The organism is Streptacidiphilus sp. BW17, from assembly GCF_041262485.1.
GTDB lineage: Bacteria > Actinomycetota > Actinomycetes > Streptomycetales > Streptomycetaceae > Streptacidiphilus.
Map to the genome: position 1 here is coordinate 158,026 of NZ_JBGCCR010000003.1, position 12,949 is coordinate 170,974.

Sequence of the window (12,949 nt, forward strand, 5' to 3'; positions counted from 1 at the left end):
TGGTTGCTCGCGCAGTTCCTCGCGCCCCTAAGGAAGTTGCAGCTTCCTGTCAGCGTCAGGCCAGGCGGCCTTCGGCCTCCAGCGTCACGCCGACGGCCTGGACGACCGCGGCGATCTTGACTGCGGCCTGGACGACCTCGCGGTCGACGCCCGCGGCGCGCAGCACCTGCTCGTGGGAGTCCAGGCACTGCCCGCAGCCGTTGATCGCCGAGACGGCCAGGGACCAGAGCTCGAAGTCGACCTTCTCCACGCCCGGGTTGCCGATGACGTTCATCCGCAGGCCGGCCCGCATCGTGCTGTACTCCTTGTCGGAGAGCAGATGCAGCGTCCGGTAGTAGACGTTGTTCATCGCCATGATCGCCGCCGCGGCCTTCGCCGCCTCGTACGCCTCAGGCTTGAGGTTGGCGCGGGCCTCCGGCTCCAGCTCGGCCAGCACCCGCTCGCTGCGCGAGGCGATCGCGCAGGCCAGGACCGTGCCCCAGAGCTGCTGCTCGGGCAGGTCCGCGTTGCCGATGACCGAGCCCAGGTTGAGCTTGAGGTCCTTGGCGTAGTCCGGGAGGGCTGCCTTCAGTTCGTCGAGTGCCATCGACTACCTGCTCACTCGGCCGCGAGCAGCGCGCCCGCGTCCAGGGTCTGCTCGCCCTTGTTCCAGTTGCACGGGCACAGCTCGTCGGTCTGCAGCGCGTCGAGGACCCGGAGGACCTCCTTGGGGTTGCGGCCCACGGAACCGGCGGTGACCATCACGAACTGTATCTCGTTGTTCGGGTCGACGATGAAGACCGCGCGCTGGGCGGTGCCGTCCGCGCCCTCGACGCCGCAGTCGCGCATCAGCTCGTGCTTGATGTCGGCCAGCATCGGGAAGGGCAGGTCGCGCAGGTCCTTGTGGTCCTTGCGCCAGGCGTGGTGCACGAACTCGGAGTCGCCGGAGACGCCGAGGATCTGGGCGTCGCGGTCGGCGAACTCGTCGTTCAGCTTGCCGAAGGCGGCGATCTCGGTCGGGCAGACGAAGGTGAAGTCCATCGGCCAGAAGAACACCACGCGCCACTTGCCCTCGTAGGACTTGTGGTTGATGGCCTCGAACTCATTGCCGGACTCGATCGAGACGCAGGCAGTGAGGTCGTACTCGGGGAACTTGTCGCCGATGGTCAGCACGGAGGGGTCTCCTCAGGGGGTTGCGTGACGTACCCCGCCAACCTCGCACAACCGGCTTTGATCAGGGAAATAGCTACAATCGAACCCGTTGATCGGAGGAAGCTATCAGTAAGACCCCCAGCGTGGCCCAGCTGCGCGCGTTCGTGGCGGTGGCCGAGCTCCGGCACTTCCGCGAGGCGGCGGCCTCGCTGCGGATGAGCCAGCCGGCGTTGTCCGGAGCCGTCGCGGCGCTCGAAGAGGCGCTCGGCGTCCAGCTGGTGGAGCGCACCACCCGCAAGGTCATCATCACACCCGTCGGCGAGCGTGTCGCCGTCCGGGCGCGGTGCGTGCTCGGCGAGCTCAACGCGCTGACGGAGGAGGTCGACGCCGCACGACGCCCGTTCACCGGGCCGCTGCACCTCGGCGTGATCCCGACGATAGCGCCCTACCTGCTGCCCACCGTGCTGCGGCTGGCCCGCGACCACTACCCGGACCTGGACCTGCACGTCCACGAGGAGCGCACCCACCAGCTGGTCGACGGGCTGCAGTCCGGTCGGCTCGACCTGCTGCTGCTCGCGCTGCCCGGTGGCGCGGGGCTGGTCGACATCCCCCTCTACGACGAAGACTTCGTGCTGGTCACCCCGCCCGACCACGAGCTCGCCGGACGCGTGGACGTGCCGCGCGACGTGCTGCTCGACCTCGACGTGCTGCTGCTGGAGGAGGGCCACTGCCTGCGGGACCAGGCGCTCGACCTCTGCCGTGAGGTCGGTGCGGAGCCGGGCGCGACGCGGGCGGCGGGGCTGTCGACGCTGGTGCAACTGGTCGCGGGCGGCCTCGGGGTGACGCTGCTCCCGGCCACGGCGGTGCAGGTGGAGACCGGACGCGCGTCGGGGCTGGCCGCGACCCGGTTCAGTGATCCTCCGCCGGGGCGGCGAATCGGCCTGTCGCACCGCAACTCGTCGCCGCGCACGGCCGAGTACGAGCGCTTCGCCGAGTCGTTGCGTGTCGCGGTGCGCGAACTCCCGGTCCGGATCATCGAGCCGTAGGCTGCCGGGCAGACAGCGATGCGGCGGCAGCGATGTGGAGGCAGCGATGATCTGGAGGAACCGGCATGAGCAACCTCGACGTTAAGCCCCAGCCCACGCTCTGCGGCGGACGTGAGGACGTCTCCGCGCAGCCCGTCCGGGAGCTGCTGACCGGCAAGCCGGTCCAGCTCGGCGAGAGCACGGTGGTCCGCCGGCTGCTGCCGAACCTGGGTCGGCGCATGATCGGTGCGTGGTGCTTCGTCGACCACTACGGTCCCGACGACATCGAGCACGAGTCCGGCATGCGGGTCGCACCGCACCCGCACATGGGCCTGCAGACGGTCAGTTGGCTGCACGAGGGATTCGTCGAGCACCGCGACAGCCTCGGGTCCGTGCAGACCGTGCACCCGCGCGAGCTGGGCCTGATGACGGCGGGTCACGCCGTCTCCCACTCCGAGAGCTCGCCCAAGGCGCACGGAAAGTGGCTGCACGGAGCGCAGTTGTGGGTGGCGCTGCCGGACGGCGACCGTTTCACCGAGCCGAGCTTCGACCACCATCCGCAGCTGCCCCGGGTCCAGGGCCAGGGCGTGGACGCCACGGTGATCCTCGGCAGCCTGGACGGCGCGACCTCCCCGGGCCGGACCTTCACGCCGCTGCTGGGTGCCGACCTCACCATCGCCGCCGGCGCGGAGGCCCGACTCCCGCTCCAACCCGACTTCGAGTACGCGGCCCTGGCCATGTCCGGAGCCGCCGAGGTCGACGGCGTCCGGATCGAGCCCGGCTCGCTGCTCTACCTCGGCTGCGGTCGCCGCTCCCTCCCGCTGCGCGCGGACGACGGTCCGGCGAGCGTGATGCTGCTGGGCGGTGAGCCCTTCGCCGAGAAGCTGGTCATGTGGTGGAACTTTGTCGGCCGCTCGCACGAGGAGATCGCCGCCGCCCGCCAGGACTGGATGGCCGGCGACCGCTTCGGCGAGGTCCACGGCTACGACGGCCACCCGATCCCGGCCCCCGAACTCCCGTCCCTCCGCCTCAAGCCGCGCGGCCGCGCGCGCTGACCGACGAGGTGGGTCACGAGTTGCTGCGGGCCAGGGCCGGTTCGTGCTGCGCCGTGTGGACGTTCCGGGGAAGCAGCAGCGGGGTGGCCAGGATGAGCAGTCCCGCGGCCGTGAGAGCGGTGCGTGGGCTGGTGGCGTCGGCGAGCAGCCCGGCGAGCGCGGTGAGGACGGCGATGCACGCCTGCTGGCCGATGGACCAGGCGGACAGGGTGCGGGCGACGAGGTGCTTGGGGGTGTGTTCGAGCCGGTAGGTGGCGACGACCGGGGCGTACAGGCTCATGTTGATGATGATCGCCAGTTCGACCGCCATCACGGTGACCAGGCCGACGATGCCGGGACGGATGAACGCCAGGCCGATCAGCCAGACGCAGCGCAGGGTGCCGACGGTGCGGAACACCGCCTGCTCTCCGTAGCGGACCACCACGCGGCGGGCGAGTCGCGAGCCGATGAGTCCGCCGACGCACGGGACGGCGAAGGCGAGCCCGTACTGCCATGGCGGGAACCCGAGTTGGCGAAGGAGGAGCACGGACAGCAACGGCTCGGTGGCCATGATCAGACCGCCGACGAGCATGTTGTTGAGGTAGAGCGCCCGCAAGCCGGGATGGCCCAGGATGTGTCGCCAGCCGTCGAGCAGCGCGCCCGCCCGGGTCGGGCTCTTGCCCGTCGGTTGTGACGCCTCCTCCCGGCCGCGAATCGCGGTGATGCCCAGTGCGGAGAACAGATAGCTGAGCGCGTCGGCCACCACGGTGGTGACCGGCCCGAACAGCCCGATCGCCGCTCCGCCCAGCGGTGGCCCGATCGCGATGGAGCTCCAGTTCGTCGACTCGAAGCGCGCGTTGGCCACCAGCAGGTCGTCCGGCCTGACGAGGGCCTTGAGGTAGGAGCCGCTGGCCGCGTTGAAGGCGATCTTGGCGGTGGCGACGACGGCCGAGACCACGAGCAACTGGACGATGCTGAGCAGACCGAACGCGTAGGCGACCGGGATCGTCATCATGGCCGCGAACCGGGTCAGGTCCATCGCGATCATGACCGGGCGCTTGCGCCGGAACTCCACCCACGGCGCGAGCGGCAGCGCGATCAGCGCGCCCACGGCGGGCCCCACCGCGGACAGCGCGGACACCTCGGCGGGGCCGGCGTGCAACGCCAGCACGGCGATCAGCGGGAACGCGCCGAATCCCAGCCCGGACCCGTAGGCGCTGACCGCGTACGCCGCCCACAGCCAGCCGAACTGCCGGCCCAACGCTCGCCTGCGCAGCATGCCCAGCGCCCCCCTTGATGCCCCACTCGAACAGACGGAAGTTGACCGGTGAGAGCTAACCGAGCAACGCGCCAGCGGGTCAAACAACGATTCTGCCAGCGAGTCACAACCGTCCGTTGTCCACTAGGGTGGCTCGGCGTGGATCTCGAAGCCGTACGCACCTTCGTCGCCGCCGCGGAAGCCGGTCAGTTCCAGGAAGCCGCCGCCGGCCTGTCGATCACCCAGCAGGCCGTCTCCAAGCGCATCGCCGGGCTGGAGAAGGACCTGGATGTGCGCCTGTTCATCCGCACGGCCCGGGGCGCCCGGCTCACCATCGACGGCCAGGCGTTCCTGCCCCATGCCCGTGAACTTCTCCGGGTGGCGGAGCGGGCCGACGCGTCTGTCCGTCCCGGCCGCCGCGCCCTACGCGTCGACGTCGTCAACCGGCGGATCGCCACAGCGGGGCTGGTCCAGGACTTCTACCGCGCGCATCCCGAGATCGAACTGGACGTCGTGACGCTGGACGCCGACCTCGACGGCGCGATCGCCGCTGTCGAAGCCGGGACGATCGACGCCACCTTCCACGCGGTTCCCCCGCAGCGTCTCGTGCCGGACGCGATCAACACGGCCCGAGTGATCGACGACCGGCACCAACTGCTCGTCGGACCGCGCCACCCGCTCGCCAACGCCCGTACGGTCACGCCGGGACAACTCGCCGGACACCGCATCTGGATGCCGGGCCTGGACGCCCGCGGCGAAGTGGCCGTCTACTACTACGAACTCGCTGACGCCTTCGACCTCACCATCGACATGGTCGGCCCCGTCTTCGGGAACGAGGCACTGCTGGACGAGATCGCCGACTCGAAGGACCTGGCGACGCTGGTCGGCGAAGGCTCTCGATACCTGTGGCCGGACAGCTACGACCTGCGGCGCATCCCGATCAGTGACCCGGCGCCGGTCTATCCGATGTCACTGATCTGGCGCGACGACAACCCTCATCCCGCACTCCGCGAACTTCGCGGCTTCCTCACCTCCAGGCGAACCGCTTCGACCGACGCCGACGTCTGGACACCGACCTGGGCCCGGAAGGATCCGCCGGACAGGCCCAGGCCCTGAGGGCGATCCTCCGCCTTGCAGCTGACCGCGCCAGCCGACCCGGGCTGATCCGACGGGAATAGTCAGACAGGGCCTAGTCCACCACGCGGGTGAGCGGCGCCGTGGTCCCCATCGTGCGGGCCGAGCCGCCCGGGAGGTGGCCGGCGCGGCCACGGGCGCCGCGGGAGAGCAGCAGGTAGAGGCCTGCGGCGAAGGCGCCGGAGAGCAGGAAGCTGATGTCGATGCCGCCCGTGTACGGGAGCAGCGGGCCCTGGTAGACGGGGGTGTCGACGGCGCAGAGGCCGAGGGCGCTGCCGCCCGCCCAGGCGACGGTCGCGGCCGTGTTCCAGCCCGCGCGGTACCAGTAGATGCCGCCGCGGGTGCGCTGGTTGAGCACCTGGAGCGAGTGCTGGTCGTAGTCGCCGCGGCAGCGGAAGTGACCGATCAGGGTGATCACGGCCCAGGGGGTGCCGATCGCGGTGAGGATCAGCACGAACGAGGTGACCGCGTCCTGCGCGTTCCAGACGAAGTGGCCGAGGAAGACCAGCACGGTCGCCATCGCGGCGACCACGTAGGTGGCCTGGAGCCGGGTCGCGCGCGGCAGGATGGCGTCGAGGTCGAGGCCCATGCTGTAGAGCATCAGGCCGGTGTTACCCGCGCTGCCCATCAGGCCGTTGACCAGCAACGGCAGCAGGAACCACGCCGGGGAGCCGAGGATCAGGCTGTGTACGTAGCTGTTCCCGGCATGCGTCGCCACGGCCGTGAACGTGCCGAACAGCTGCGGGATCAGCAGGCCGAGGAAGAGCCCGAGACCGGTGGACCACAGCACCCGTCCCCGCGCGTGGCGGGTGGGCGAGACGTAGCGGGTGTAGTCGCCGAGCAGGGTGATGAACGCGATCGGCCCGCTCAGACCGGCCGCGACGACCGAGAGCAGCCAGGTCGGCCAGAAGCCGCCGAGCAGGTAGCTGCCGTGCGTCGACGGGTCGAAGTGCGGTGCGAAGGCGAAGAGTCCGGCGATCAGCAGCACGCCCATCGCCCACATCAGCAGCCGCTCCAGCTTGAGCAGCATCCGGTAGCCGAAGACGGCCGCGGTCGCGCTGAGCACGGCCAGCACCGAGTAGGTGACGATGTAGGCGGGCCCGTCGGCGGGCAGTCCCAGCATCCGGTTGAGCGAGCCGACCACGACGTCGCCGCCGACCCAGAGCGCCAGCGCGGTGTAGCCGAGCGAGAGCAGCAGACCGACCAGCGAGCCGATCAACCGCCCGCGCACCCCGAAGAACGCTCCGGAGCTGGTCGAGAGGTTGGTCGCGGTCCGCAGCGAGACCAGCGCGAGCGGCGCGGTCAGCACGATGCCCAGCGCCGTGCCGAGCACCAGCGAGGTCATGCTGCCCCAGAAGGACAGGCCGAAGGAGACCGGCAGCCAGCCGAAGACGACCACGCCGAAGGCGAGGTTGGAGCCGACCAGGATGTGGACGATGTCCTTGGGCGAGCTGGTCCGCTCGGCGTCCGGGATGGTGTCGACGCCGTACTGCTCGATCAGGCTGTGGCCGGCTTGGGCTGCTCCGTTGCCGCCCGCTCCGTCGGCGGTCGAGGTGTGCTGCATGCGAGTGCCTCTGCGCTGGGACATCCGGGGCACAGGCGACGCAGGCCCCGATAAAGGTCCTGGACATCTTTGGCGGATGAATACGCCCTGACCATGGTGAAATCAGACGAAGAACGCGTTTCGATTACTCCACTTCGGCCCAAGACGTCCGAGGCACCGGCATGTCACCCGCGTGTGGCCCGGGTGTCCGCGCCCTCGTCGGCACCCCCCTCGGCCGGTTCAGCCTCGGGTGATCCGCAGCACACCCGTCTCGGTGCCCTGGTAGAGGGTGCCGTCGGGTGCGGTCGTGCCGGTCATCTGCAGCGGGTTGTAGAGCAGGCCCAGGCCGATCGGAGTGCTGGACAGCTGGGCGCCGGTCGCGGGGTCGATCACCGCGTAGGAGTAGCGGGCGAAGGTGTCGCTGCCGACCAGGCCGGTCGGGCCGCTGACCGCGACCGTGTAGATCCGGTCGTCGGCGAGCGAGAGGCGGGGGAGTGCCGCGGAGCGGACGTCGCTGTTCCAGACCGGATGGCAGCCGTTGCCGTCGGCGTCCAGGTCCACCCGGCTCAGGCCGCCCGCGAAGTCGGCCGAGGACGGCAGGCTCGCGGGAGCGCCGGCGGGCAGGGCCGGGTACGGGTAGCCGTAGGTGTCGGTGACGAAGACGCTGTGTCCGGAGGCGATGACCGCGTCCTCGGTGCCGCTCTCCGGGAACTGCGTCAGCACCGGCGTGGTGCAGACCGGCGTCGGCCCGGCGGAGACCTTCCAGACCAGCAGGTTCTCGTGCGGGGCCGCGTTGTCGGTGATGGTCACGTAGGCGGTGCCGTCGCCGGGCCCGAAGAAGCTGGGGGTCGCTCCGGTGCCCCGACTGAGCTGGCCGGGCTTGCGACCGGGCCCCCGGTCGTAGGGGGCGCGCCACTGGATCCGAGGGGTGCCGTCCGGGGCCTCGCCGAGCAGGTAGAGGGCGTGGTCGGTGGCGACGGCGGTGTGGCCGGGGACGGTGGAGATGCTGTTCTCCACGCCCTCGCCGGTGCTGATGGTCCGCACCGCGCCCGTCGTCGTGTCGGCGGTCCCGATCACGCCGCCGGCGGTCGCGAACCAGATCCGGCCGTCCCACCCGGGGCTGAGGCCGACGATGCTGTCACCGGCCGGGATCGCGCCCGCCAGCGACGTGGACTGGTCGACCGTGAGCGTCCAGCCGCCTCCCGCCGACCGGTGGTGGCCGATGCGCAGCAGGTTGTCGTCGCCGTCGACGACCACCAGCGCGTCGGTGTTGTCCAGGTAGGCGTACACGCCGCCGAAGAGACTGCCCTTCGGCAGCGCGAGTGAGGCGAGGTCGCCCCCGGTGGACGGGTCGAGCAGGTGCACCGTCGGCGTCCGCCCGAAGATCGTGGTGCAGAGCGCGACGGGCATGCGGTCGCTGCCGATCACCACGGTCGGGCAGGCGGAGGCGAGCGCGGTCCGGGTCCAGCTGATCGGACCGATCCCGGGGCCCGGGTACGGGGTGGTGTCGCTGGAGGCGCTGTCGCCGTGCATCGTCGCGGTGCCGTCGGCCGCGGTGGCCGGGTTCTGTGGCGGCAGCGGCCCGAATCCGGTCGGGGACGACGGCGTTGCCGCGAAGGCGTTTCCGACCGCGAGGCAGAGCGCGGCGGCGGTGAAGGTGAGAGAGGTGCGCAGGCGCATGGCAGGTCCTGTTCCGTGGCTCGGCGGAAGGAAGGGACGCCAGGCGGCCGGTCGCGCAGCAGCGGACGCGGACCCGCACGCGGACCGGGGGGTCGGCGGTGGGTCGGCGGGTGGACATGCGTGAGGGCCGCTCGGCTCGGAAGGTGAGCGGCCCTCGAAGGGAGAGTGAGGTGGCGGGCCGCGTCAGCTGACGCGGCGACAACTCGTGGTGGTGGCCAGGCCATGGTCCACATGGCGGCGGCTCACCAGCAGGGTCATGCCGACACCGTAGCGGCGCGGCCGACGGCGGGACAGGGCCTGTCCGCCTGGTGGGCAGGGCCCGTGGTGCGGTCCCGCGCGATGGTCAGGCGGCCGTGCCGGGGTCCGCAGCAGACAGCAGCTCGGGGTGCTGGCGGGCGGTGACCTCCGGGTGGGCACGCACCCAGCCCTTGAGCTCGTTCCAGCCGAACTCGGCAAAGAGCGGGTTGTCCGGGTCCTCCGTCACGCCGGTGGCCTTCGCGGCGTGCGGGAAGGGGAGCGGCTCGATCCGGGCGTCCAGGCGCGGGTTGTAGAAGAACGGCGCGGAGAAGCGCTCACGCGCTCCCGGCGGGCTCACCACACGGTGGTTGGTGGCCTTGAGGTAGCCGTTGGTCGCCACCTCAAGCAGCTCGCCCAGGTTCACCACGAACGCGCCGGGGATGTGCGGCACGTCGATGAAGCCGGCCTCGGGCCCCTCCGGCGACTCCACCTGCAGCCCGCCGACGCCGTCGGTGAGCAGCAGCGTCAGGAAGCCGTAGTCCTTGTGCACGCCCACGCCCTGGTCGTCGCCGACGGGGGCGCGGCCGGGATAGCGGATCAGCTTGAGATGGCTGCGCGGATGACCGGCGAACGCCGCGTCGTAGAAGTCCGGCGGCGCGCCGATCGAGGCGAGCAGCTCGTGCAGCAGATGGTCGGCGACCGCGCTCAGCCGGGCGATCCAGCGCTGGGTGACCTCGCGCAGCTCCGGCTGTGCGCCGGGCCACTGGTTCGGGCCCTCCAGCCACCAGTACGCGGGCTCGCCCTCGGCGGGGACGTGCGGCGGCAACTCCTCGCCGATGTCCAGCTGGTCACGCCAGTCGCGGGTGCCGCGGGTCAGCTCCTTGCCGATCCGCGTGTAACCGCGGAAGTGCGGGGAGTTGCGGTTGTCCAGGGCCACCCGGTCGGCCTCGGGCAGTTCGAAGAAGGTGCGGGAGACGCGCAGCAGTTCGTCGCTCTCCTCGGGACCGATGCCGTGGCCGACGAGCTGGAAGAAGCCGACGTCGCGGGCCGCCCGGTGGAGCGCCTCGCGGTCCAGGTCGGAGAGGTCGACGACGGGGAGGTCGGTGCGGGAGAGGGAGGGGCGAGCGGTGGCGGTCATGACGGTCCTCGGGGAGTGCGCGCAGGAGGGGAGGGGACGCTGGGGTCAGGCCTCGGCACGACAGGACATGCTCGTGACGCGGACGTAGTCCACGTGGCGTCGGGAGACGAGCAGAGTCATGGAACGAGCGTAACGCCGAGCGCTTCCGCTTCCCGCTGTGGCGGAGGTGAGGAAGCCGACACTTCTCAGGGAATGTGCGGGATGCTCCCCGGTGTTCTACGGCCGACACGCCAGAGCGGCATCGAAATCGAAAGGGGATGCCCGTGAATATCAACCACACACTTGCCGAGGAGTACGCCCGCGCGCAGCTCTTCTTCGACTCCAAGGCGTACAGCGACGCCGCGTTGATCCTGGCCCCGATCGTGGCCGCCGAGCCGACGCACGCCGCCGCGCGGATGCTGCTGGCCCGGTCCTACTACCACTCCGCGCAGCTGCGCCGCGCGGAGGAGGTGCTTGCGCAGGTGGTCGAGCGCGACCCGGTGGACGGCTACGCCCGTCTGTTGCTCGGCCGCACCCTGGAGCGCCAGGGCGGCCGTGCCGAGGAGGCAGCGACCCAGCTGCGCCTCGCCGAGTCGCTCGGCCAGTCGCTGATCTGAGTCCTCGTCCGTCTTCGCTCTGGGCGGACGATCCGTGCCACCACGGACTTTGACGATCTGTCAGTCCAAATTGGTCCAGACCCTTGACGCTCCTATTGGTACGTACCAATCTGATGCGGTGTCGGGTACACGACCATGCGGAGGATGCGTCATGCCACGCTCCAGACGGATCGGACTCACACTCGCGGGGGCGGCCACGGCCTTGCTCGGCCTGGCCGCCTCCCTGCTCGGCAGTCCCGCAGGCGCGGCTGCCGCGACGAACACCACCAAGGCGGCGGCCACCAGCGGCGGCATCAAGGTCGCCTACTACGACCAGTGGTCGATCTACCAGAACGCCTTCTACCCCAAGAACCTCGACACCGAAGGGATCGCGGGCAAGGTCGACTACCTCATCTACGACTTCGAGAACATCGACCCCACCAACCTGACCTGCTTCGAGAACACCAAGGCCACCGACCCGGACCCGGGTGGCGAGAGCGACCCCAACGCCGGTGACGGCGCCGAGGACGCCTTCGCCGACTACGGGAAGTCCTACGACTCCAGCATCAGCGTCGACGGCACGTCCGACGTCTACAACCAGCCGATCGTGGGCAACTTCCACCAGCTCCAGGAGCTGAAGAAGAAGTACCCGAACCTCAAGATCCTGCTGTCGATCGGCGGTTGGACCTACTCGAAGTACTTCTCCGACGTGGCCGCCACCGCGGCCTCCCGGCAGAAGTTCGTCTCGTCCTGCATCGACATGTTCATCAAGGGCAACCTGCCCGTCGAGAACGGCTACGGCGGCACCGGCACCGCGGCCGGCATCTTCAGCGGCTTCGACATCGACTGGGAGTACCCGGCCTCCAGCGGCGGCCACCTCGGCAACCACTACTCGCCGAACGACACCGCCGACTACACCGCGCTGCTGGCCGAGTTCCGCAACGAGCTGAACGCCCAGGGTGCCGCCGACGGCCACACTTACGCGCTCTCGGCCGCGCTGCCGTCCGGTCAGGACAAGATCAGCCTGATCCAGACCAACCAGATCGCCCAGTACCTGACCTTCGGCGACGTCATGTCGTACGACATGTACGGCGCGTGGAACGCCACCGGGCCGACGGACGAGCAGGACCCGCTCTACGCCAACCCCAACTCGCCCGAGTCCAAGGTCGCCCCCGGCAACGAGACGTACAGCGTCGACAACGCCATCAAGGCCTGGACCGTAGGGGATTCGCAGTACGGGATACCAGGCGGCTTCCCGGCGAACAAACTCACTATCGGCCTGCCGTTCTACTATCGCGGCTGGACCGGGGTACCGGCGGGGAGCAACCACGGTCTCTATCAGACCGCGACGGGCGCGTCGGCGGGGCAGACCGACTCCGGCAACGTGCCAGGCGTGGCCATGTACAAGGAGTTGACCGGGACGGTCGACAATCCGGCCGACACCTACTGGGATCCCGTCACCGACTCCGCGTACTTCTACGACGGGACCAACTTCTACGGCGGTGAGTCCGCGCAGTCGATCCAGACCAGGGCCGACTACGCGCACTGCAACGGCCTCGCCGGCTTCATGATGTTCTCGCTCTACGACCTCGATCCCGCGACCACGCTCTTCAACGACGCGGTCAACGACATCAACGGGTCGGCGAGCACCTGCCCGACGCCGCCCACGGGCAGCCCGACTGCCACGGCGTCGTCCAGCGCGAGCGGCTCGCCGTCCGCGTCCCCCTCCACTTCTCCCTCGACGTCGCCGTCCACGTCGCCGTCCACCTCGCCCTCGTCCAGCCCGACCGGGTCCGGCGGCTCGGGTGCGCTGGTCAACGGCGGGTTCGAGAGCGGCAGCCTGAGCCCGTGGACCTGCCAGTCCGGCAGCCAGGTGGTGACCTCGCCCACGCACAGCGGCTCGCACGCGCTCCAGGTCACACCCACCTCGTCCGCCACGGGTGAGTGCGACCAGACGGTCACCCTGAAGCCCGACACCAGCTACACGCTGTCCGGTTGGGTCCAGGGCAACTACGCGTACGTCGGCGTGAGCGGGGGCGCGACGGCAAGCACCTGGTCCAGCAACAGCGGCTGGAACCAGCTGAACGTGCCGTTCACCACCGGCTCCAGCGGCACGGTGACGGTCTACGTCCACGGCTGGTACGGCCAGGGCAACGTCTTCGCCGACGACCTCGCCCTGAGCTGAGCCGTCGAC

At 70.2% G+C, this 12,949-nt stretch carries 11 protein-coding genes; 5 read left to right on the top strand and 6 right to left on the bottom strand.

Annotated elements, in window-relative coordinates:
* Positions 1–55 precede the first annotated feature (55 nt).
* Both ABH940_RS04770 and ABH940_RS04775 read right to left on the bottom strand, forming a co-directional pair.
* Positions 56–586 carry an alkyl hydroperoxide reductase gene (locus tag ABH940_RS04770; protein ID WP_370061304.1) on the bottom strand — a complete coding sequence of 177 codons (531 nt, stop codon included), beginning with the start codon at positions 584–586 and terminating at the stop codon, positions 56–58.
* An 11-nt stretch (positions 587–597) separates the two neighbouring features.
* A complete protein-coding gene (locus ABH940_RS04775) occupies positions 598–1,152 on the bottom strand; it encodes a peroxiredoxin (RefSeq protein WP_370061302.1) in 555 nt (184 codons plus the stop codon).
* 122 nt (positions 1,153–1,274) lie between these two features.
* Between ABH940_RS04775 and ABH940_RS04780 the strand changes: the two genes are divergently transcribed.
* Positions 1,275–2,177, top strand: coding sequence for a LysR substrate-binding domain-containing protein (locus ABH940_RS04780; RefSeq protein WP_370061300.1), 903 nt, complete (start codon positions 1,275–1,277; stop codon positions 2,175–2,177).
* Positions 2,178–2,242: 65 nt separating this feature from the next.
* Positions 2,243–3,211: a pirin family protein gene (locus tag ABH940_RS04785; protein WP_370104407.1), complete on the top strand. Its 969-nt coding sequence runs from the start codon at positions 2,243–2,245 to the stop codon at positions 3,209–3,211.
* A gap of 13 nt (positions 3,212–3,224) precedes the next feature.
* Here the strand turns inward: ABH940_RS04785 and ABH940_RS04790 are convergent, their stop codons facing one another.
* Positions 3,225–4,469: an MFS transporter gene (locus ABH940_RS04790; RefSeq protein ID WP_370104408.1), complete on the bottom strand. Its 1,245-nt coding sequence runs from the start codon at positions 4,467–4,469 to the stop codon at positions 3,225–3,227.
* Between the two features lie 138 nt (positions 4,470–4,607).
* Between ABH940_RS04790 and ABH940_RS04795 the strand changes: the two genes are divergently transcribed.
* On the top strand, positions 4,608–5,564 hold the full coding sequence (locus ABH940_RS04795) for a LysR family transcriptional regulator (RefSeq protein ID WP_370061294.1): 957 nt from the start codon (positions 4,608–4,610) through the stop codon (positions 5,562–5,564).
* Positions 5,565–5,637: 73 nt separating this feature from the next.
* On the opposite strand, the gene ABH940_RS04800 is transcribed toward ABH940_RS04795, so the two are convergent.
* The 3 genes from ABH940_RS04800 to ABH940_RS04810 all read right to left on the bottom strand — a co-directional run bounded on the left by ABH940_RS04800 (position 5,638) and on the right by ABH940_RS04810 (position 10,180).
* Positions 5,638–7,146 carry a cytosine permease gene (locus ABH940_RS04800; RefSeq protein ID WP_370104410.1) on the bottom strand — a complete coding sequence of 503 codons (1,509 nt, stop codon included), beginning with the start codon at positions 7,144–7,146 and terminating at the stop codon, positions 5,638–5,640.
* Between the two features lie 219 nt (positions 7,147–7,365).
* The gene (locus ABH940_RS04805; protein ID WP_370061290.1) at positions 7,366–8,805 is read right to left on the bottom strand and encodes a hypothetical protein; all 1,440 of its coding nucleotides are present in this window, start codon (positions 8,803–8,805) and stop codon (positions 7,366–7,368) included.
* 343 nt (positions 8,806–9,148) lie between these two features.
* Positions 9,149–10,180, bottom strand: a complete 1,032-nt coding sequence (locus ABH940_RS04810) for an isopenicillin N synthase family dioxygenase (RefSeq protein WP_370061288.1) — start codon at positions 10,178–10,180, stop codon at positions 9,149–9,151.
* 257 nt (positions 10,181–10,437) lie between these two features.
* On the opposite strand from ABH940_RS04810, the gene ABH940_RS04815 reads away from it, so the two are divergent.
* Positions 10,438–10,776, top strand: coding sequence for a tetratricopeptide repeat protein (locus tag ABH940_RS04815; RefSeq protein WP_370061286.1), 339 nt, complete (start codon positions 10,438–10,440; stop codon positions 10,774–10,776).
* Between the two features lie 151 nt (positions 10,777–10,927).
* Positions 10,928–12,940, top strand: coding sequence for a glycosyl hydrolase family 18 protein (locus ABH940_RS04820; RefSeq protein ID WP_370104412.1), 2,013 nt, complete (start codon positions 10,928–10,930; stop codon positions 12,938–12,940).
* Positions 12,941–12,949 lie beyond the last annotated feature (9 nt).